We start from the raw sequence: 19,284 nt of genomic DNA on the forward strand, positions 1-19,284 counted from the left end.
GTTTGGTGGTGTGCGGAACCTCGGGGTGGCGCCGGACTCGAATATCATCTTCACACCACCCTTCGTGGCAGGCCCGCGCCTACCGGCCCTTGAGCGGCCGTCGGGGCTCGGGTAATGTCGAGTCATTGCACAGGACAGAGCACGCCCATGACCTCCAAGCTGGAACAACTCAAGCAGTTCACCACCGTGGTCGCCGATACCGGAGACCTGGACGCCATCACCCGCCTGAAACCGGTCGATGCCACCACCAACCCGTCGCTGCTGCTCAAAGCCGCCGCCATCACGGGTTACGCGGACCTGCTCAAGCAGGTCAAGGCAGACGCCAAGGGCAATGTCGACCTGGCCTGCGACAAGTTTGCCGTGGCCGTGGGTTCGGGCATCCTCAAGGTCATTCCCGGGCGTATCTCCACCGAGGTGGATGCCCGCCTGTCATTCGACGAACCGGCCCTGCTGGCCAAGGCCCGGGCGCTGATCGACCTGTATGAAAAAGCCGGCGTCGGCCGTGACCGCGTGCTGATCAAACTGGCCTCGACCTGGGAAGGCATTCGCGCTGCCGAGAAGCTGGAAAAGGAAGGTATCCAGACCAACCTTACCTTGCTGTTCTCGTTCGCCCAGGCCCAGGCCTGTGCGGATGCCGGGGTGTTCCTGATTTCGCCGTTCGTGGGCCGGATCTACGACTGGTACAAGAAAAGCACCGGCCAGGACTACGTGGGCGCCGAAGACCCGGGTGTGCAATCGGTCACGCGCATCTACAACTACTACAAGGCCAATGGCTACGACACCGTCGTCATGGGTGCCAGCTTCCGCAACATCGGCCAGATCGAACAACTGGCGGGCTGCGATCGCCTGACCATCAGCCCTGACCTGCTCGACCAATTGAGCAGCGACCAAGGTGAGTTGCCGCGCATGCTCAAGCCAGGCAATGCTGGCGAAGCCAAGCAGGTGCTGAACGAAAGCCAGTTCCGTTGGGCAATGAACGAAGATGCCATGGCCACCGAGAAACTGGCTGAAGGCATCCGCCAGTTTGCCCGGGACCAGGAAAAGCTGGAAAAACTGATGGCTGACAAGGCCTGAGTAGTCTCGGCCTTGCCAGGCGGGCGTAAGGTGGCAAGCACCTTGCGCCCCATTCGTTCTACCGAGCACCTGATCGTGTTTTGAATTCCAGGGCCTGATCGCGAGTACATCCGCTGCTGCATCGGTTTATGCAGGGGCGGCTTTACCTGCGACCAGGCCCATACTTTTCCCGAGCTGTTGATGACCGCCCCTACACTGCTGCCCCTCGTACTCGCCGGCCCGGTCCTGCGGCGCCTGGAACCCCAGCGCCTGGCTATCTGGCTGGTTGCCACCGAACCGCTGCACGCCCAATTCGTCTGCACCGCCAGCGAGGCCCAGGTCGACTGCCAGGTGGTAGCCGTAGGCAAGCAGGCCTTCATTCACTTGCTGGACATCCATTTCAGCGACCCGCTGCCCTGCAACCAGCTGCTGGACTATGACCTGCTAATCGATGGCAGGGGCATCGCCGATTGGGCACCTCACCTGCTCTACCCCGGTAACCAGCGCCCCAACCTGGTGTTGCGCGAGCGCCTCGACCACCTGCTGCATGGCTCCTGCCGCAAACCGCACCACCCTGCGGCCGACGGCCTGCTGTGCGCCGACCGCCTGCTGCAGGCTTGCACAACCCCGCAAGACCGCCCCGCCGTGCTGCTGATGACCGGCGACCAGGTGTATGCCGACGACGTGGCCGGGCCGATGCTGCGTGCCATCCACAGCCTGATCGCGCGCCTGGGCCTGTTCGACGAGCAACTTGAAGGTGCGGTGGTCACCGACAGCCAGGCGCTGTACCAGCACCCGGCCAGTTACTATCACCGCGCAGACCTGTTGCCAGCACAGAAGCTCAACGAAACCCTGCGCGAGCGGTTTTTCGGTGGCAAGCGCAAACCGATCTTCTCTTCCAGCAACGCTGACAACCACCTGGTGACCTTCGCCGAAGTCATGGCCATGTACCTGCTGGTGTGGTCACCCGTACCGTGGCAGCTGGTCGACCTGGCCATGCCAGCCGGGCTCAGCGACCAGCACCAGGCCCGTTACCAGCACGAGCTGCCGCTAGTCCGCGGGTTTGCCGACAACCTTGGCCAAGTGGCCAGGGCCATGGCCCACCTGCCCTGCCTGATGATCTTCGACGACCACGACATCACCGACGACTGGAACCTGTCGGCACAATGGGAGCAGACCGCCTACGGCCACCCGTTCTCACGGCGGATCATCGGCAATGCCCTGCTCGGCTACCTGCTGTGCCAGGCCTGGGGCAATGCCCCGGACACCTGCAAACCGCTGCTCGGCCAGTGCCAGGCACTGACCGGCGAGAACCAGGATGCAGTGATCGGTGAGCTGCTGCGCTTTCAGGGCTGGCAGTTCAGCCTGCCCACCGAGCCACCCTTGCTGGTGCTGGACACCCGCACCCGCCGCTGGCGTAGCGAAAGCAACCTGGCCAGGCCATCCGGCCTGCTTGACTGGGAAGCGTTGAGTGAACTGCAGCAGGCGCTGCTCGACCACCCATCGGCAGTCATCGTTTCACCGGCGCCGATTTTCGGCGTGAAGCTGATCGAGACGGTGCAGAAGGTCTTCAGCTGGCTGGGTTACCCCTTGCTGGTCGACGCCGAAAACTGGATGGCCCACCGCGGGGCGGCGCAGGTCATTCTCAATATATTCCGCCACTCGCGCACACCCGGGCACTACGTGGTGCTGTCGGGCGATGTGCATTATTCATTCGTCTACGAAGTGCTGATTCGCCACCGCCAACGCAGCCCGCACTTGTGGCAAGTGACCAGCAGCGGCATCAAGAATGAGTTCCCCCGGCGCCTGCTGGATGTGCTGGACCGGCTTAACCGCTGGCTGTACTCGCCGCGCTCGCCGCTTAACTGGTTTACCAAACGCCGGGAAATGGAGGTCGTGCCACGCACGCCCAGCCACAGCAAGGCCGGGGAACGGCTGTGGAACGGCGCAGGGCTGGGGCAGGTGTTTTTTGATCAGCAAGGGCGGCCAGAGCGCATGTATCAGTTGGATGCGGGTGGCGCGCAGGCAACCGAGTTTGTCAGGGCCCCGTAGCCAGGCGGAGCGTGGCCAGGCCAACCTCTTGCGAAGTGACGCCGCTACTACCGCGCGCGCCCGTCACGGCACAGTACCTAGCTGCGCTCCAGCGCATTCACCAAGTCATGGAACGCTTCGCGGTTGGAGTCATTCAGGCCCATGAGGATCTTGTGCGCCTCCAGCACCTTGGAACGCACCACGTCTTCGTTCTGGTCCTGCGATGGCAGGTCGGTCAGGCACTCGGGGCAGGGAATCGGCCGATCGACGATGTTGAACACCTGATCGAAGCCCATCGATTGCAACAGCCGGGAGATGTCCGGATTGGTGGTCACTACCGTCGGCAGCAGGCCTACCTTCTGCCGCGACAGGATCGACAGCTTGGCCAGCAGGCCCAAGGTGGTGCTGTCGATGCTCTCGGTTTCGGTCAGGTCGATGACAATGGCCGAGAAGTTCAGCGCCGTGAAAATCTTCTCGATCGTTGCATCCAGCGCCGAACACAAGGTCAGGCGCACTTCACCGACAAATTTCAGTACAAAGGTACCGCTCTGCTCGGCGAACTGGATTCTACCGGTACTCATTGAAGGTTCCTGCTTAACACCAATAGGGCGATATCATCCGGCATCTCCCCAAGCGTAGCCAATCCAAAACGTTGACGCAGCCCATCCAGGCTACCACCTGCTGCCTTGACGATCTCCGGCAAGGCGGCTTCTTTATCTTTGAGCGTATCACCCGGCAAAAGGTCCAGAATGCCATCGGACATGAGGCTGATGCTGAATTGCGGCGGCAGCTCCACGACCAGGTCCTGGTAAGTGGCCTCGTCAAACAGCCCCACCGGCAGGCCACGGCCTTCCAGGTAGCGGGCGTTGCCTGGGGTATACAGCACCGGCAGCGGCAAGTGGCCGCCAACGGCGTAGGTCAGCAGGCCCGAATCCTCGTCTATCACGCCACCCACCATGGTCACGTGCTTGCCCAGCTTGCTGTTGATCAGCCCGCGGTTGATGTGGCTGAGCACTTCCGACGGCTTGAACTCACGCATCTTGTTGCGCTTGAGTTCGAACATGAGGCGTGTGGTCATGAATTTCAACAGCACGGTGACAAAGGCCGACGACGCGCCATGCCCGGAAACATCGGCAAGGTAGAAGGCGATACGCCGGTCATCGACGCGGAAGTAGTCGACGAAATCACCCGACAGGTACAGCGACGGAATGATCTGATGCTCGAAGGCAAACTCGCCGGCAGCCCATGGGCTTTCCGGCAGCATGTTCATCTGTACTTGGCGGCCGGCGGTCTGGTCTTCCTGCAGCAGGTGCAGGCTGGCCTCCAGTTCGCGGTTGGCGGCTTCGAGCTTGTCGCGGTAGCGCTGGTTTTCCAGCACCAGGCGCGAGCGGTCGAGGGCACGGCGCACCGAGTGCTCCAGTACGGCCAGGTCTTCCAGCGGCTTGATCAGGTAATCCGCAGCCCCCAGGCGCAGCGCTTCCACCGCATCACTCATGACGCCGGCACCGGACACCACGATCACCGGCACCTGCGGCGCACGCTCGCTGACCTGGCGGATCAGTTCGAGCCCGCCCATCTGCGGCATGCGCAGGTCGCAGATCAAGAGGTCGGGCTGGTGCTCTTCGAAGACCTGAAGCCCCTGCTGGCCATTACCGGCCTGGAGCACGCTGAAACCACTGTCTTCAAGATACGCGGCGAGGCTCGCACGGACCACGTCGTCGTCATCGATGATCAGCAGCGTTGCACTGGTATTCTGCATGTGGGCGAACGGCGCCGATTTAGGTTGGTGCAGCGGTGTCGGCAAGGCAGACGGCCAGCTACGGGAATTCTTTGTGGTCATACTCTACTTGAGTTGTAGGACAAGAACACCTGCCCGGCAACTGTCGGCAACTGTGAGAGCAACCTTGTAAGGCGCAGACGGTACTCCCATCCGCCAGGGGTTTCAAGCATGCGTGGTTCGACCTCATCGCTCTTTACAGGGCAAATCACCGGGAGTTATAAGAAAGTCGACCAGCGCAACCCGATGGGAAGGATGCAGCATGTCCCACACGCCCTCCAGTCACAGCGAGAAACGCGATTTCATCCGCATGCGCATCGACGCCGAAGTCAGCTTGTTGCACGAAGGCCAGGTCATCGCGGCGCGCTGCCTGGACCTGTCCAGCGGCGGCATGCAGGTGCAGGCGCCAGAGCATTTTCAGGTAGGTCTGCAGCTCGAAGTACGGATCGACTCCGACCACCCGGCCTTGAAGGGGCTGCACGCCAGCACCGAGGTGGTGTGGATCGCCGACCAGCCAGGCGGCCAGCAGAAGTTCGGCCTGAAGATTCTGGCAATGCATTGAAGCGGCGCCCGAAGCCAGCAGGGGCGGCCTAGCGCGGGCGCCCCTGCACAGCGTGAACGGTCAGAAGTCGTCTTCGACTTCGCCATCCTTGACCTTGAACTCGCGGTTCTGCAAGTAGGCATTACGAATGAAGATGTACTTGTCGCCTTGGATCAGCTTCTCGGCCGACAACAGGCTGGCGCGGGTGTCGATCACGTCCAGGGCGAAGATCGAGTTGCGGGTCGGCACGTGGTCTATGTAACGGTAAGGCTTGGTGTAGGTGTCCGGGTACCTGGCCACGCCATCACGCACGGTGCTCGGGCCCAGCAGCGGGATGACCACGTACGGGCCACTCGGCACGCCCCAGTAGCCCAGGGTTTGGCCGAAGTCTTCGTCGCTGCGCTGCAGGCCCATCTTGGTGCCCACATCGAAGAACCCACCCAGGCCAAAGGTGGTGTTGACGATCAGCCGCGCAGTGTCCACGCCGGCTGCGTGGGGCTTGAGCTGAAGGATGTTGTTGGCCAGGTTGGTCACATCGCCCAGGTTACGGAAGATGTTGTGGATACCGTCTTCGAGAAACTGCGGGGTAACGGCCTCATAGCCCTTGGCCAATGGCTTGAGGGCATAGGTGTCTACCGTATCGTTGAAACGGAAGATCGGGCGGTTGACCGCTTCCCAGGGATCTTCCTCGGTGGCCGCCTGGGTGGCGGCCACGGGCGCCAGCAGCATGCTGGCACAGACACAGGCCTGGGTGACTCGATCGATCACACTGGCACCGATCCTACGCATAGATGTCTCTCCATCGGGTTTCTCGGCCGCCAGCGCAACGGGGCGCGTGGCGTTAAGGCGGCAGTATAGAGGCTTACGGGCTGTTAGACAGCTTTACACATTTTTGCTCAATATTTTGTGAACAACTGTTGCAGCAGACCCCACTGTCACAGCGCGGTAACAATCAGCCAATAGCCTGCGGCGTATTTGGGGACGCCGCCATGCACGCTACACCCGCCTTCACCGCTGTGCTGTTCGGCCTGCGCGGTTGCCTGGTACAGGCTGCCAACGGCGCACCCGCACCGGCCCCCGGTGCGCTGGCCATCCTCGCCAACCTGCATCAGCGCCGCGTACCTTGTATATGGCTGGATGAGCTTGCCGACCCGCCAAGCCAGCGCATGACCCAGGTGCTGCCTGAGTGGCTACCAGGGTTTACGGTGACCGACCCGGGCTTGCCAGCACCCAATGCCTGCTGGCAAGCACTGATGCAGCTGGGCAGCCAACGCCTGGCAGGCTGTGTACTGGTCAGTGGCGACCCGCGGTTGCTGCAGGCGGGGCTCAACGCCGGGCTGTGGACGGTCGGCCTGGCCGCCTGCAGCCCACTGTGCGAACCCGGTTCCGCCCAATGGCAAGCGCTACCCCCTGCGGAGCAGGACCTGGCGCGCGGCAAGGCGACCCTGGCGTTGTTCAGCCTGGGCGTGCATTCGGTGATCGACCACCTGGAAGCGCTGGATACCTGCCTGCACGACATCGCGCAGCGCCGGGCCAAAGGTGAAAAACCCTGATACAGCCATGTTGACGCGGATCATGCAAAGCGCCGGCAGGTGGATTACGCTGAAAGCAGGCCAGAACCTTTGCCGCTTCGCTGAGGTCCATGGCTAGCCAAGCCATTGATGGAGAAAAGCCAATGCCTGCCCGCGAATTGCAAGAGCGCCTGAACACCTTGCGCGAGCAACTGGACCGTAACGTACCGCTCTCGGAAGAAGAGCTGGCCGCACTGCACGAAGAAGCGCGCCAGATCGAGGCTCAGCTGAAACTGGAGGAAGCTACCCCGGATAACAACCTGGTGGATGGCGTGAACCTGGCGATCGAGCGCTTCGAGGCCGAACACCCCGACCTTACCGCCACCCTGCGCAGCATTGCCAACTCGTTGCACAGCATGGGGATCTGACACCACGAAGGGGTGCATTGCACCCCTTCTGCGTTACCAGCCCTTACTGGCGAACCAGCCGCTGGTTATCCGGGCTGATGGCACCGGTGCTGCGGTACGGGTTGATATCCAGCCCCCCGCGGCGCACATACCGTGCATACACGGTCAGGTGCTCCGGCTGCAGCAAGTGCTTCAAGTCCAGGTAAATGCGCTCCACACACTGCTCGTGGAAGTCGGCATGCTGGCGGAAGCTGATCAGGTAGGTCAGCAAGCTGGCGTGGTCCAGCGCCCTGCCCTTGTACTCGACGACCACGCTGCCCCAGTCTGGCTGCCCGGTAACCGGGCAGTTGGACTTGAGCAGGTGGCTGTGTACGGTTTCTTCGACCACCCGCTCAGGGCTGCAGCGCAGCAGCTCTGGCTGCGGCCGTGCGTAGTTGCTGATGGCAACGTCCAACGCATCGATGCACAGGCCGGGCAACGCCACCACCCCCTGGGCCTCGACCTCTGCCAACGTGCGCACCTTCACCCCAACCGGCTTGCCCGCTGCTGCCGACAGATCCTTCGCCAGGCATGCCTGCAGCTCGTCGAGGGTGGCGAAGACTGTCTGGTTCAGCGAGTTGAGGTACAGCTTGAACGACTTGGACTCGATGATGTTGGGCGAATCGGCCGGAATGGCGAATTCACCAATGGCCACCACGGGCTTGCCAGAGGGCAGCAGCCAGCTCAGCTCAAAGCAGTTCCAGTAATCCACACCGTGCCACGGCAAAGTCTGGGCGGTAACACCCAGCTCGGCCCACTTGGCGGTACGCGGGATCGGGAACAGTTGCTCCGGGGAGTAGGTAGCGACGTATTCGCTGGCTTTGCCCAGCGGGGAGTGTTCGGCAGCGGGATGCATGTAAACTGACCTGGAGGTTCGGAATTGCCCCTAGTCTACCGGTTTTGCACCCCGCCTTGCAGGCCCCGTCACTCGATGGTCAGCGCCCCGACCATGCCGGCCTGGTAGTGCCCCGGCACATTACAGGCGAACTCGATAGGCGCCGACTTGCGGAAGGTCCAGGTCAGTTCGGCGCGCTGGCCAGGCATCACCAGCACCGTGTTGCCGCCGCCGTGCGCGTGCCCGCCGCCCTGATCCTTCATCTGTTCATGGCCCATCATTTGCCCATGGTCCATGCCCTGGTGGTTCATGCCTTCATTGAACAGCTTGCCTTGCATGGCAAGCATTTCCTTCTGGTGTTCGGCGTGCATGGCCTTGTCGCCCAGGTTGAATTCGTGTGGCAGCTTGCCTTCATTCACAAGCACGAAGCGTACGGTTTCGCCAGCTTTAACCTGCAGGCTCTTGGGCTCGAAGGCGATATCCTTGAGTACCACCTCTACGGTGCGCGTGGCCTTGGCCGCCGGGGCTGGCGCGCCGAAGGCAAAGGTGCCGGCCTCGCCGGCTAGGGCCGGCAGGCTGGCCATGGCAAGGGTGGCGGCGATGAACAGGCGCTTCATGATGACTCCGGGAATACACGACAGGATGACGCCACATTAGTCACCGCTGACTGGCAACTGGCTGACAGCAAGATTACAACTTTGTCAGGTTGGGCATGCAGACACATCGTCACGTATCATTTCAGCCACCCCTGCGGCCTAGGCACTGGGCGCGCCCGTTTCCACCGCCACCGCAAGCCAGCTGAAACCTTGGTACCTCTATGAAACTGCTGATCGTCGAAGACCAGACCCGTACCGGCCAGTACTTGCGCCAGGGCCTGAACGAGGCCGGCTTCGCCACCGAACTGGCCAGCGACGGGGAAACCGGCCAGTTCCTTGCCCTGAGCGGCGACCACGACCTGCTGATCCTCGATGTGATGCTGCCCGGTCGCGACGGTTGGCAGATCCTGCAGGCCGTGCGCCAGGCCGGTCGGGATACGCCTGTGCTGTTCCTGACCGCGCGCGATGCCGTCGAGGACCGGGTGCATGGCCTGGAGCTGGGCGCAGACGATTACCTGGTCAAGCCATTCGCCTTTTCCGAACTGCTGGCGAGGGTGCGTAGCCTGCTGCGCCGTGGCGCCAGCCCGAGCCAGGACACCAGCCTGAGCCTGGCCGACTTGCGCCTGGACCTGATCCGCCGCCGCGCCGAACGCGCAGGCAGCCGCATCGACCTGACCGCCAAGGAATTTTCCCTGCTGGAACTGTTGCTGCGCCGCCAGGGCGAGGTGCTGCCGAAGTCGCTGATTGCCTCACAAGTGTGGGACATGAACTTCGACAGCGACACCAATGTGATCGAAGTGGCAATCCGCCGCCTGCGCCTGAAAATCGACGACCCGCACCCCAACAAGCTGATCCACACCGTGCGCGGCATGGGCTATGTACTCGAAGAGCGGCCAGCCTGATGCGCCGGGTATCCCTCGGTAGTCGCCTGGCGCTGCTGTTCGCCGCGTGCACCGCCGCGGTTTCGCTGGGCGCCGGCCTGTTGTTCAACCGGGCCAGTGAGCAGCACTTCATCGAACTTGATCAACAACTACTCACCTCACGGCTGTCGCTGCTGCGCACGCAACTGGCCGGCATCCATACCGCCGAAGCGCTGAAGGCGCGCCTGCCCGCCCTGCGCGAAGTGCTGAGCCATCAAGCCGACCTGGGCATGCGCATCAGCGGTGCCGACGGCACTCCCTGGTTCACCAGCCGCAGCGGCCTGCCGCCGGCAGTGCTGCCGACGGGGCTGGGCACCCAGCATGCCCAAGGGGCGGACTACCGCAGCCTGACCGCGCCCTTGGCGCCGGGCAGCCACGCATCGCCACAACTGGCGTTGTACCTTGATATCACGCACCACCAGCATTTCCTGCAAGGCATGCAGCGGCTTATCTGGCTGACCGTCGGCCTGTCGGCGCTGGCCACCGCGCTGCTGGGCGCCTGGGCGGCCCGCAGCGGTCTGCGGCCGTTGCGGCAAATCGGCCAGGTGGCCGCTGGCGTGTCGGCTCGCTCGCTCACCACCCGCCTGCCAGTGGCCCAGATGCCCGAAGAACTGGCCGAGCTGGCCAGCACCATGAACGCCATGCTGCAGCGCCTGGACGACGCGTTTCAGCGCCTGTCGGCGTTCTCTGCCGACATCGCCCACGAGCTTCGCACACCGCTGTCCAACCTGCTGACACACACCCAGGTCACCCTCACCCGCCCGCGCAGCCTGGAAGAATACCGTGAGGCCCTGCATGGCAACCTGGAGGAGCTGCAATGGATGGCGCAGATGATCAATGACATGCTGTTCCTCGCCAAGGCCGACCATGGGCTGCTCGTGCCTGGGCAAGCGCCACTGGCACTGCATGAGGAAGTGGATGCGCTGCTGGAATACTACGCACCGCTGGCCGAAGACGGCGACGTCCAGATGCTGCGCGAAGGTGAGGCCATGCTGCACGGCGACCGGCACATGCTACGCCGGGCTCTGTCCAACCTGCTGGATAACGCCCTGCGCTTTACCCCGGCAGGCGGGCAGATACGGGTGGCCCTGGCAGCGGGGCCCAGCATCAGCGTGGCCAATACCGGCGTGGCCATCGAGCCCGCGGCCCTGCCACGGCTGTTCGACCGCTTCTACCGGGTAGACCCGGCACGGCGCCAAGGCAGTAGCGAGCATGCCGGCCTGGGGCTGGCGATTACCCAGTCGATAGTGCAGGCCCATGGCGGCAGCATTCGCGCAGAGTGCTCGCAGGGGTGGACGCGCTTCGTGATCGCATTCACTGAAGGCCAGTGAAAAGGCTGCCTTGCAGCCCCTGCGCAAGCCTTCCGCTGTGGCTCAAACCGCCAGGCCAATCGCCGGCTGCACCTGCGAAGCCCGGTAAGCCGGGTAAATGGTTGCCAGGAAGCTCATCACCAGGCCAGCGGTGCAGATCATCAGCACATCGCTCCCCTCCAGCTGCGACGGCAAACTGCTGACAAAGTACACATCCGAGGTGAAGATGTGCTGCCCGCTCACCCGCTCCAGCCAGCCGACGATCTGGCTGACGTTCAGCGCGGCAATCACGCCCAGCACCCCGCCAATCAGCGTGCCGACAATACCGATCAGGCTGCCCTGGACCATGAACGTACCCATGATCTGCGCCGGGGTGGCGCCCAGGGTGCGCAAAATGGCGATGTCCGGGCCTTTATCGTTCACCACCATCACCAGGGTGGCGATGATGTTGAACGCCGCCACCGCAATGATCATCATCAGCAACAGGCCGATCATGGTCTTTTCCATCTTCATCGCACTGAACAGGCTGCCCTGGGTGTGCGACCAGTCATCGGCACGGTAGGCATCGCCCAGCCCGGCGGCGATGGCCTTGGACACCTGCGGCGCGGCGTACAGATCGTGCAGCTTCAGGCGCACGCCTTGAACCTCGCCCGGCGCCCAGCGCTGCATCTGGCCAGCATCGGCCACATGGATATAGGCCTGCGAGCCGTCCAGTTCGGCGCCGACCTTGAAGATGCCGACCACGGTCAGGCGCTGCATGCGCGGGGTGATACCGCCCGGCTCCTTGCTGATTTCCGGCACGATCAAGGTCAGCTTGTCGCCGGTATTCAGGCGGAAACGGCGGGCCGTGAGCTCACCGATGACCACGCCGAACTCACCGGGCTGCAGGTCCTGCAAGCGGCCCTGGACGATGTGCTGCCCGACGATCGAGACCTTGCTCTCCTCGGCCGGGTCGATACCACTCACCTGAATCGGCTGCATCGCGCCCTTGTACGAGAGCATGCCTTCCATTTCGGTAATGGGCGCGGCGGCCATCACTGCCGGGTTCTGCAGCGCCGCATCGGCAACCTGGTGCCAGTCGCCCAGTGGCTGCACACCAAGGATGGCGGCATGCGGCACCAGGCCCAGGATGCGCGAGCTCATTTCGCGCTGGAAGCCGTTCATCACCGACAGCACCACGATCATCGCCAGCACGCCCAGCGACAGGCCGATCATCGAGGTCATGGAGATGAACGAGATGAAGTGGTTGCGGCGCTTGGCTCGGGTGTAGCGCGCGCCGATGAAAATGGGCAAGGGTCTGAACATGTACGAAATCACCCAATGAAAACAGGAAAACGGGGCAACGCCTGTTACCCCGTACAGTCGCTCAGATCGCCACCAGGTGGCCGTCGTCGAGCTTCAATACACGGTCCATCTGGCGCGCCAGGCTGAGGTCGTGCGTTACCACCAGAAACGCTGTGCGCGAAGCACTGGACAGCTCCTGCATCAACTCCTGAATACCCTGGGCGGTATGGTGGTCGAGGTTGCCGGTAGGCTCGTCGAGCATGACCAGGCCAGGGCGGTTGACCAAGGCCCGGGCAATGGCCACACGCTGGCGCTCGCCACCCGACAGCTCAGCCGGCTTGTGGTTCAGGCGGTGGCCCAGGCCTACGCGCTTGAGCAGTGCTTCGGCCCGCTCGCGGGCCTCGGGGATGGGCGTGCGGCCGATCAGCAACGGCATGCACACGTTTTCGATGGCGGTGAATTCCGGCAGCAAATGGTGAAACTGGTAGACGAAGCCCAGCTCACGGTTGCGCAGCAGGCCGCGGGCACGCTCACCCAGCGCCGACAGCTCTTCGCCCGCCAGCCAGACGCTGCCTTGGGTGGGCCGGTCAAGGCCGCCCAACAGGTTCAGCAAGGTGCTCTTGCCAGAGCCCGAGCTGCCGACAATGGCAATGCGCTCACCGGCGTGCAGCTCCAGGTTAAGGCCGGACAGCACCTGTACCGACTCCGGGCCCTCGTCGTAGGACTTGCCCAGGTTGCGGCAACTCAGAACGGCTTTATCACTCATGCGCGACTCACTCATAACGTAGCGCCTCGGCAGGCTGGGTGCGGGCCGCACGCCAGGCCGGGTACAAGGTGGCGAAGAAACTCAGGACCAGCGCCGCGCCACAGACCATGTACACGTCCTGGGCCTGGATCTGCGATGGCAGGTAATCGATGAAATACACGTCGGCATTGAGGAACTTGTGCCCGATCAGTTTCTCGATGCCGGCGATGGCGGCACTGACATTCAATGCGGCAAGAATGCCGACTACGGCGCCGATCAGGGTACCGATCACCCCGATCACCGTGCCCTGGACCATGAAGATGAGCATGATTTGCCCGGGCGTCGTGCCGAGGGTGCGCAAGATGGCGATGTCGCCACGCTTGTCGTTGACCACCATCACCAGCGTGGAAATGATGTTGAACGCGGCCACCGCCACGATCAGCAGCAACAGCAGGCCGATCATGGCTTTTTCCATGCGGATCGCCTGGTACAGGTTACCGTGGGTACGGGTCCAGTCGCGGCTGTAGAACTCCTGGTCACCCAACTGCTGGGCGATGCTCCAGGCCACCCGCGGCGCCTGGAACAGGTCGTCGAATTTCAGGCGCAGGCCCTGTACCTGGTCGGGCTTCCAGCGGTGCAGGCGCGACAGGTCGCTTATGTTGGTCAGGCCCAGGTAGCCGTCGATCTCGCCCGCGCCAACGTGGAAGGTGCCGACCACAGTGAAGCGCTTCATGCGCGGGAACATGCCGGCCGGGGTCACGCTGACCTCGGGGGCGACGAAGGTGAGCTTGTCGCCGATGGCCACACCCAGCTTGGCCGCCGCCTTGTCACCGATCATGATCCCCCACTCGCCCGGCGCCAACTGGTCCAGGCGCCCCTGCAAGACAAAGTTGTCGATGATCGACACCTCGCGCTCGCGGGCCGGGTCGATGCCATTGAGCAGCACTTTCTGCACCTTGCCATCATGGGTCAGCAGGCCTTGCATCTGGGTGAACGGCGCAACCGCCACCACCTGCGGATTCTGCTTTACTTGTTGGGCAAGGGCCTGCCAATCGGCAATGGGTTGGCCGCTCTCCAGCGTGGCATGCGGGATCATGCCCAACACGCGGGTACGCATCTCGTGGTCGAAACCGTTCATCACCGACAGCACCACGATCATCACCACCACGCCCAGGGCGAGGCCGATCATCGAGGTCAGGGAAATGAACGAGACGAAGTGATTGCGACGTTTGGCACGGGTATAACGCGTACCGATAAATGCGAAAAGAGGTCTGAACATGTCGGGGCTTGTTCGGATGAAAGGGAACGTCCTTGTGGCGAGGCGCCTACGGCGGCTTTACACTCGGACCACCGCCGCTACCTTGGGTTCGCCATGACGACATTAGACGAAGAAGATCGCCGCGAATACTACCGCATCGACGATCGAATCGCACTTCAAATAAGCCCCCTCAGCGCGGCCGAAGCCCTTGACCCAGATGTATTGCAAGATGATTCCCCACTGTTCAACCTGCTCAGCGAGCTGCACCTGTCAGACTTCGAGGCGCAGCACCTGCTGCGCCAGCTGAGCGACAAGGACCGCACGCTGGCCGCCTTCCTGCGTGCGCAGAACAAACGCCTCGACCTGCTCAGCGCAGTGGTTGCCCAGACCCTGCTCGGCGCAGTCGGGCAACCCCAGCCAGTGGTCATTTCCGAAGGCGGTATCGAATTTACCCAGCACAACCCGCTTGCCCCCGGCACCCGGGTCAAGGTGAAAATGGTGCTGATGCCACGTGCCCACGGCCTGCTGCTGCGCGGTAAAGTCACCCACTGCGACCAGCGCCCGGGGGGCGGCTACGACGTCGGCACCGAGTTCATCGACATGACCGACGCCCAACGGCAACTGCTGGCCCGTTACATCCTGCAGCGCCAACAGCAGCAACGGCGCCAGCAACTGGAACAGAACAGCCCTGCATCCTGAACCTGTTTTCTCTGATTTGAAGGAACGAACGTGACCCTGATCTACGGCCATCGCGGCGCCAAGGGCGAAGCACCCGAAAATACCCTGACCAGCTTCCAGCAATGCCTGGCACACGGCGTGACCCGCTGCGAACTGGACCTGCACCTGTCAGCCGACAACCAGCTGATGGTGATCCACGACGCCACCCTCAAGCGCACCACCGGCCGGCGCGGCAAGGTGGTCGAACACCCGGCCGCCGACCTGGTCAAGGTCGATGCCCGCAAGGGCGGGCCAGGCCACGTGCAGCCCTGCCCGATTCCCACGCTGGAAGAGCTGTTCCAGAAATGCCCGTTCGAGCACTGGCAACTGGAGGTGAAAAGCGCCTCGCGCACGCGGGCTGCCACCACCGTTCTGGCCATCCGCGAGCTGGCCCAGCAGTACGGCTTGCTGGACAAGGTCACCATCACCTCCAGCTCGCGCGAAGTACTGGGTGCAGCCCAGGAGCTGGTGCCAGACGTGAAACGTGGGCTGGTGGCGGAGTACGCCTGGCTCGACCCGTTGAAGGTCGCCCAGAACTACGGCTGCGACTTGCTGGCCCTGAACTGGACGCTATGCACCCCAGAACGCCTGCTCAAAGCACAGGCCCAAGGTTTGCACGTGTCGGTATGGACGGTCAACGAGCCGGCACTGATGCGCCGGCTGGCTGACTTTGGCGTGGACAGCCTGATTACAGACTTTCCCGGTTTGGCCAAGACCACCCTCGGGCAGGGTTGAAATCGGTCTCTCCGACCGGCTCAGGCCACCGGTCGGAGCCGCTCAAAAAAGCCGGTTCAGGCCGTCGTAGGCAGCTACCCGGTAGGCTTCGGCCATGGTCGGGTAGTTGAACGTGGTGTTGACGAAATACTTCAGGTTGTTCTGCTCACCTGGCTGGTTCATGATCGCCTGGCCGATGTGGACGATCTCCGAGGCCTGGTAGCCGAAGCAGTGAACACCCAGGATTTCCAGGGTTTCGCGGTGGAACAGGATCTTCAGCATGCCCTGCGGCTCGCCGGCAATCTGCGCTCGCGCCATGCTCTTGAAGAACGCCTTGCCCACTTCGTACGGCACTTTGGCCTGGGTCAGCTCCTGCTCGTTCTTGCCGATCGAGCTGATTTCGGGAATGGTATAGATGCCGGTCGGCACGTCATTGACGAAACGCCAGCTGCCGTTGTCTACGATGCTGCCAGCGGCCGAGCGGCCCTGGTCATGGGCGGCACTGGCCAGGCTTGGCCAGCCGATCACGTCACCGGCGCCGTAGATGTTCGGCACGGTGGTACGGTAGGCCTCGTCGACCTCGATCTGGCCCCGGCTGTTGACCTTGATGCCAATGTTCTCCAGGCCCAGCTTGTCAGTGTTGCCGGTACGGCCGTTGCACCACAGCAAGGCGTCGGCCTTGATCTTCTTGCCCGACTTCAGGTGCAGGATCACACCGTTGTCCAGGCCTTCGACGCGCTCATAATCTTCGTTGTGGCGCACGGTGATGTTGTTGTTGCTGAAGTGGTAGCTCAGCGCCTGGGAAATTTCCGAGTCGAGGAAGCTCAGCAACTGGCCGCGGTTGTCCACCAGCTCTACCAGCACACCCAGGCCACTGAAGATCGAGGCGTATTCGCAACCGATCACACCGGCGCCGTAAACGATCAGCTTGCGCGGGGTGTGGCTGAGGCTGAGGATGGTATCGCTGTCGTAGACGCGCGGGTGGTGGAAGTCGATGTCGGCCGGGCGGTAGGGGCGCGAACCGGTCGCGATGATGATGTGCTTGGCATTGAGCTTTTCCACCACGCCGTTCGAGCACACCACTTCCACGGTCTGCTCGTCGGCAAAACTGCCGGTACCGACGAACACGTCAACGCGGTTGCGGGCGTAGTAGCCCGTGCGCGAAGCCACCTGCTTGGCGATGACCTTCTCGGCGCTTTTCAGCACGTCCGGGAACGAAAACCAACGCGGCTCGCCAATGGCACGGAACATGGGGTTGGTATTGAACTGCATGATCTGCCGCACCGAGTGACGCAGTGCCTTGGACGGGATGGTGCCCAGGTGGGTGCAGTTACCACCGACCTGGCGACGGTCATCGACCATCGCAACCTTGCGCCCTGCTTTGGCGGCGTTCATTGCCGCGCCCTCACCGGCCGGGCCGGAACCCAGCACCACTACGTCGTAGTTGTAGACAGCCATGCGTACTCCTTCAGAACTGGCCCGCAAGCCACGGTCGCTCGCGGGACGCGATCATGCCGCCGGGGCGCCATGAGAAAATTCGGGTGCAGTCTAATCAAGCGTGAACGCCGCGCACATTAACCCTTGGTCGCGTCGTAGGCCAATTTCGCCCGCACTACATATGCTTTACCGATCCCTGGCGGCAATCATCCCTGCTTGCGCTTTCACTCGCCTTTCACCGCCTGCGCAAACGCGGGCGTAGCTTGGAAGACGCAGCCACCCCCGGGCCGAGTCACCCGAACGGCGGCACGGTCATGCGCACCGGGCGCCGGACACGGGCATCGAAAGGGGGTGCCAATAGCGCCGGCCATTGTCCTCGAAATAGTGCCGCTCGTCATCCGAGCCCAAGTGATTTACCGGGCGTACGCACCTGCAACGGCCGCAGGAACATGAAAAGCAGGCAAAAAAAACGGGAACCCGAAGGTTCCCGTTTCTTCATTGCCTTACACGTGAATCAGCGTGGGAACGCAGGCGGGTTCACACCGGCCATGTCTTCCATCACGCGAACCACCTGGCAGCTGTAACCGAATTCGTTGTCGTACCACACGTACAGAACAACACGGTTGTCATTGGCGATGGTCGCTTCAGCGTCCACCACACCGGCGTGGCGCGAGCCCACGAAGTCGGTCGACACCACTTCCTGCGAGGCAACGTAGTCGATCTGCTTGTGCAGCTCCGAGTGCATTGCGGTCTGGCGCAGGTACTCGTTGATTTCGTCGCGAGTAGTGGCCTTTTCCAGGTTCAGGTTGAGGATGGCCATCGAAACGTTCGGCGTAGGTACGCGGATGGCGTTGCCGGTCAGCTTGCCCTTGAGCACTGGCAGTGCCTTGGCAGCAGCGGTGGCGGCACCGGTTTCGGTGATGACCATGTTCAGCGGCGCGGCGCGGCCACGGCGGCTGCCCTTGTGGAAGTTGTCGATCAGGTTCTGGTCGTTGGTGAACGAGTGAACGGTTTCGACGTGGCCGTTGACGATGCCGTACTGATCGTTGATGGCCTTGAGCACCGGCACGATGGCGTTGGTGGTGCAGGAAGCCGCCGAGATGATCTTGTCATCGGCCGTGATATCGCCGTGGTTGATGCCATGCACGATGTTCTTCAGCGCGCCCTTGCCAGGCGCGGTGAGGATCACGCGGGCAGCGCCCGGGCAGGCCAGGTGCTGGCCCAGACCGTCGGCATCACGCCATACGCCGGTGTTGTCGACGATCAGCGCGTTTTCGATACCGTACTGGGTATAGTCGACTTCGCTGGGGTTCTTGGCGTAGATAACCTGGATCAGGTTGCCGTTGGCGGTGATGGTGTTGTTGGCTTCATCGATGGTGATGGTGCCATCGAACGGGCCATGCACCGAGTCACGGCGCAGCAGGCTGGCACGCTTGACCAGGTCGTTTTCGGCGCCCTTGCGCACAACGATAGCGCGCAGGCGCAGGCCGTCGCCGCCACCGGTCTTCTCGATCAGGATGCGCGCCAGCAGGCGGCCGATGCGGCCGAAGCCGTACAGCACCACATCAGTGCCTTTGCGCGCCGAAGCGTTCTGCTGGCCAACCACTTCGGCCAGCTCTTCACGGACGAACTGCTCGGCAGTGCGGCCATTGCCTTCCTGCTTGAACTTGTTGGCCAGCTTGCCCAGGTCGACCGAAGCGGCGCCCAGTTTCAGCTCGCTCATGGCTTTGAGCAGGGGGAATGTCTCGTGGACGGACAGTTCGGTTTCGTCGGTTTGGCGATGACGCGCAAAGCGGTGCGCCTTGAGGATCGAGATAACCGAACGGTTGATCAGGCTGCGGCCATAAATCGAGCTCACCACATTGTTGTTGCGGTAGAGCTGACCGATAAGCGGGATCATCGCTTCAGCCAGGGCTTCACGATCGATCCACTCACCAAGACACTGGTCGGGCTTCTGAGTCACGGGAACCTTCCACATGTAGGGACAGAAAAAAGGGGCTACATTATGACGCCCCAACACAGAACCGGCAATGAGCGCCTGTCGCAGTGAGCCAAGCCAGCATTCATGCCCTTTGGAGCCTGACAGCCGGCACCGTCACCGGTACAATC

The 19,284-nt window shown here is 62.7% G+C and carries 19 protein-coding genes and 1 pseudogene; 9 read left to right on the plus strand and 11 right to left on the minus strand.

Annotated elements, in window-relative coordinates; all coding sequences use genetic code 11:
- The first annotated feature begins 147 nt into the window (after positions 1-147).
- Together tal and ACF8SD_RS16995 are read left to right on the plus strand one after the other, a co-directional pair.
- Positions 148-1,074, plus strand: a complete 927-nt coding sequence (tal, locus tag ACF8SD_RS16990) for a transaldolase (protein WP_392484805.1) — start codon at positions 148-150, stop codon at positions 1,072-1,074.
- A gap of 180 nt (positions 1,075-1,254) precedes the next feature.
- Complete coding sequence (locus ACF8SD_RS16995) at positions 1,255-3,105, plus strand: alkaline phosphatase D family protein (protein WP_392484806.1); 1,851 nt, start codon at positions 1,255-1,257, stop codon at positions 3,103-3,105.
- A gap of 77 nt (positions 3,106-3,182) precedes the next feature.
- Here ACF8SD_RS16995 and rssC read toward each other — a convergent pair whose 3' ends face one another.
- Positions 3,183-3,665 carry an anti-sigma factor antagonist RssC gene (rssC, locus tag ACF8SD_RS17000; RefSeq protein WP_009686305.1) on the minus strand — a complete coding sequence of 161 codons (483 nt, stop codon included), beginning with the start codon at positions 3,663-3,665 and terminating at the stop codon, positions 3,183-3,185.
- Positions 3,662-4,843 (minus strand): two-component system response regulator RssB, encoded by a 1,182-nt coding sequence (rssB, locus tag ACF8SD_RS17005; protein WP_392484825.1) that lies wholly within the window; start codon positions 4,841-4,843, stop codon positions 3,662-3,664. The genes rssC and rssB overlap by 4 nt, the downstream gene beginning before the upstream one ends.
- Before the next feature lie 280 nt (positions 4,844-5,123).
- On the opposite strand from rssB, the gene ACF8SD_RS17010 reads away from it, so the two are divergent.
- The gene (locus tag ACF8SD_RS17010; RefSeq protein WP_392484807.1) at positions 5,124-5,423 is read left to right on the plus strand and encodes a PilZ domain-containing protein; all 300 of its coding nucleotides are present in this window, start codon (positions 5,124-5,126) and stop codon (positions 5,421-5,423) included.
- A gap of 60 nt (positions 5,424-5,483) precedes the next feature.
- Here ACF8SD_RS17010 and ACF8SD_RS17015 read toward each other — a convergent pair whose 3' ends face one another.
- Positions 5,484-6,191, minus strand: a complete 708-nt coding sequence (locus ACF8SD_RS17015; protein WP_173890472.1) for a VacJ family lipoprotein — start codon at positions 6,189-6,191, stop codon at positions 5,484-5,486.
- Between the two features lie 200 nt (positions 6,192-6,391).
- On the opposite strand from ACF8SD_RS17015, the gene ACF8SD_RS17020 reads away from it, so the two are divergent.
- Both ACF8SD_RS17020 and ACF8SD_RS17025 read left to right on the plus strand, forming a co-directional pair.
- On the plus strand, positions 6,392-6,955 hold the full coding sequence (locus tag ACF8SD_RS17020) for a phosphonoacetaldehyde phosphonohydrolase-related protein (protein WP_392484808.1): 564 nt from the start codon (positions 6,392-6,394) through the stop codon (positions 6,953-6,955).
- Between the two features lie 122 nt (positions 6,956-7,077).
- The gene (locus tag ACF8SD_RS17025; RefSeq protein WP_009686300.1) at positions 7,078-7,341 is read left to right on the plus strand and encodes a DUF4404 family protein; all 264 of its coding nucleotides are present in this window, start codon (positions 7,078-7,080) and stop codon (positions 7,339-7,341) included.
- Between the two features lie 43 nt (positions 7,342-7,384).
- On the opposite strand, the gene queF is transcribed toward ACF8SD_RS17025, so the two are convergent.
- Positions 7,385-8,215, minus strand: a complete 831-nt coding sequence (queF, locus tag ACF8SD_RS17030) for an NADPH-dependent 7-cyano-7-deazaguanine reductase QueF (protein WP_173890476.1) — start codon at positions 8,213-8,215, stop codon at positions 7,385-7,387.
- A gap of 68 nt (positions 8,216-8,283) precedes the next feature.
- Entirely contained in the window at positions 8,284-8,811 is a 528-nt protein-coding gene (locus ACF8SD_RS17035) for a plastocyanin/azurin family copper-binding protein (protein ID WP_392484809.1), read from the minus strand.
- A 200-nt stretch (positions 8,812-9,011) separates the two neighbouring features.
- On the opposite strand from ACF8SD_RS17035, the gene cinR reads away from it, so the two are divergent.
- Both cinR and ACF8SD_RS17045 read left to right on the plus strand, forming a co-directional pair.
- On the plus strand, positions 9,012-9,692 hold the full coding sequence (gene cinR, locus ACF8SD_RS17040; protein WP_392484810.1) for a two-component system response regulator CinR: 681 nt from the start codon (positions 9,012-9,014) through the stop codon (positions 9,690-9,692).
- Positions 9,689-11,041, plus strand: coding sequence for a heavy metal sensor histidine kinase (locus ACF8SD_RS17045; RefSeq protein WP_392484826.1), 1,353 nt, complete (start codon positions 9,689-9,691; stop codon positions 11,039-11,041). Before cinR ends, ACF8SD_RS17045 begins: the two co-directional genes overlap by 4 nt.
- Before the next feature lie 42 nt (positions 11,042-11,083).
- Here the strand turns inward: ACF8SD_RS17045 and ACF8SD_RS17050 are convergent, their stop codons facing one another.
- From ACF8SD_RS17050 to ACF8SD_RS17060, 3 genes are all read right to left on the minus strand, one after another.
- Positions 11,084-12,325, minus strand: a complete 1,242-nt coding sequence (locus ACF8SD_RS17050) for a lipoprotein-releasing ABC transporter permease subunit (protein ID WP_392484811.1) — start codon at positions 12,323-12,325, stop codon at positions 11,084-11,086.
- A 61-nt stretch (positions 12,326-12,386) separates the two neighbouring features.
- Positions 12,387-13,070, minus strand: a complete 684-nt coding sequence (gene lolD / locus ACF8SD_RS17055) for a lipoprotein-releasing ABC transporter ATP-binding protein LolD (RefSeq protein ID WP_172828393.1) — start codon at positions 13,068-13,070, stop codon at positions 12,387-12,389.
- 7 nt (positions 13,071-13,077) lie between these two features.
- On the minus strand, positions 13,078-14,328 hold the full coding sequence (locus tag ACF8SD_RS17060; RefSeq protein WP_392484812.1) for a lipoprotein-releasing ABC transporter permease subunit: 1,251 nt from the start codon (positions 14,326-14,328) through the stop codon (positions 13,078-13,080).
- Positions 14,329-14,421: 93 nt separating this feature from the next.
- Between ACF8SD_RS17060 and ACF8SD_RS17065 the strand changes: the two genes are divergently transcribed.
- On the plus strand, positions 14,422-15,006 hold the full coding sequence (locus tag ACF8SD_RS17065) for a PilZ domain-containing protein (RefSeq protein WP_173890489.1): 585 nt from the start codon (positions 14,422-14,424) through the stop codon (positions 15,004-15,006).
- A 30-nt stretch (positions 15,007-15,036) separates the two neighbouring features.
- Entirely contained in the window at positions 15,037-15,759 is a 723-nt protein-coding gene (locus ACF8SD_RS17070) for a glycerophosphodiester phosphodiesterase (RefSeq protein ID WP_173890491.1), read from the plus strand.
- A 42-nt stretch (positions 15,760-15,801) separates the two neighbouring features.
- On the opposite strand, the gene sthA is transcribed toward ACF8SD_RS17070, so the two are convergent.
- From sthA to ACF8SD_RS17085, 3 genes and pseudogenes are all read right to left on the minus strand, one after another.
- Positions 15,802-17,196: a Si-specific NAD(P)(+) transhydrogenase gene (sthA, locus tag ACF8SD_RS17075; RefSeq protein ID WP_173890493.1), complete on the minus strand. Its 1,395-nt coding sequence runs from the start codon at positions 17,194-17,196 to the stop codon at positions 15,802-15,804.
- A 203-nt stretch (positions 17,197-17,399) separates the two neighbouring features.
- Positions 17,400-17,607 (minus strand): annotated as a pseudogene (locus tag ACF8SD_RS17080) (FAD:protein FMN transferase); the annotation flags it as partial.
- Between the two features lie 82 nt (positions 17,608-17,689).
- Entirely contained in the window at positions 17,690-19,153 is a 1,464-nt protein-coding gene (locus tag ACF8SD_RS17085) for a glyceraldehyde-3-phosphate dehydrogenase (RefSeq protein ID WP_173890495.1), read from the minus strand.
- Between the last annotated feature and the right edge of the window lie 131 nt (positions 19,154-19,284).

It is taken from the genome of Pseudomonas sp. CJQ_9, from assembly GCF_043106615.1.
Classification (GTDB): domain Bacteria; phylum Pseudomonadota; class Gammaproteobacteria; order Pseudomonadales; family Pseudomonadaceae; genus Aquipseudomonas; species Aquipseudomonas juntendi.

Excerpts from the sequence above, each read along its gene's own strand:
- rssB (WP_392484825.1), bottom strand. The coding sequence starts at position 4,843 with ATGCAGAATACCAGTGCAACGCTGCTGATCATCGATGACGACGACGTG.
- ACF8SD_RS17020 (WP_392484808.1), top strand. The coding sequence starts at position 6,392 with ATGCACGCTACACCCGCCTTCACCGCTGTGCTGTTCGGCCTGCGCGGT.
- lolD (WP_172828393.1), bottom strand. The coding sequence starts at position 13,070 with ATGAGTGATAAAGCCGTTCTGAGTTGCCGCAACCTGGGCAAGTCCTAC.
- ACF8SD_RS17025 (WP_009686300.1), top strand. The coding sequence starts at position 7,078 with ATGCCTGCCCGCGAATTGCAAGAGCGCCTGAACACCTTGCGCGAGCAA.
- queF (WP_173890476.1), bottom strand. The coding sequence starts at position 8,215 with ATGCATCCCGCTGCCGAACACTCCCCGCTGGGCAAAGCCAGCGAATAC.
- cinR (WP_392484810.1), top strand. The coding sequence starts at position 9,012 with ATGAAACTGCTGATCGTCGAAGACCAGACCCGTACCGGCCAGTACTTG.
- ACF8SD_RS17065 (WP_173890489.1), top strand. The coding sequence starts at position 14,422 with ATGACGACATTAGACGAAGAAGATCGCCGCGAATACTACCGCATCGAC.
- rssC (WP_009686305.1), bottom strand. The coding sequence starts at position 3,665 with ATGAGTACCGGTAGAATCCAGTTCGCCGAGCAGAGCGGTACCTTTGTA.
- ACF8SD_RS17085 (WP_173890495.1), bottom strand. The coding sequence starts at position 19,153 with ATGTGGAAGGTTCCCGTGACTCAGAAGCCCGACCAGTGTCTTGGTGAG.
- ACF8SD_RS17015 (WP_173890472.1), bottom strand. The coding sequence starts at position 6,191 with ATGCGTAGGATCGGTGCCAGTGTGATCGATCGAGTCACCCAGGCCTGT.
- ACF8SD_RS17050 (WP_392484811.1), bottom strand. The coding sequence starts at position 12,325 with ATGTTCAGACCCTTGCCCATTTTCATCGGCGCGCGCTACACCCGAGCC.
- ACF8SD_RS17035 (WP_392484809.1), bottom strand. The coding sequence starts at position 8,811 with ATGAAGCGCCTGTTCATCGCCGCCACCCTTGCCATGGCCAGCCTGCCG.
- ACF8SD_RS17060 (WP_392484812.1), bottom strand. The coding sequence starts at position 14,328 with ATGTTCAGACCTCTTTTCGCATTTATCGGTACGCGTTATACCCGTGCC.
- sthA (WP_173890493.1), bottom strand. The coding sequence starts at position 17,196 with ATGGCTGTCTACAACTACGACGTAGTGGTGCTGGGTTCCGGCCCGGCC.
- ACF8SD_RS16995 (WP_392484806.1), top strand. The coding sequence starts at position 1,255 with ATGACCGCCCCTACACTGCTGCCCCTCGTACTCGCCGGCCCGGTCCTG.
- tal (WP_392484805.1), top strand. The coding sequence starts at position 148 with ATGACCTCCAAGCTGGAACAACTCAAGCAGTTCACCACCGTGGTCGCC.
- ACF8SD_RS17010 (WP_392484807.1), top strand. The coding sequence starts at position 5,124 with ATGTCCCACACGCCCTCCAGTCACAGCGAGAAACGCGATTTCATCCGC.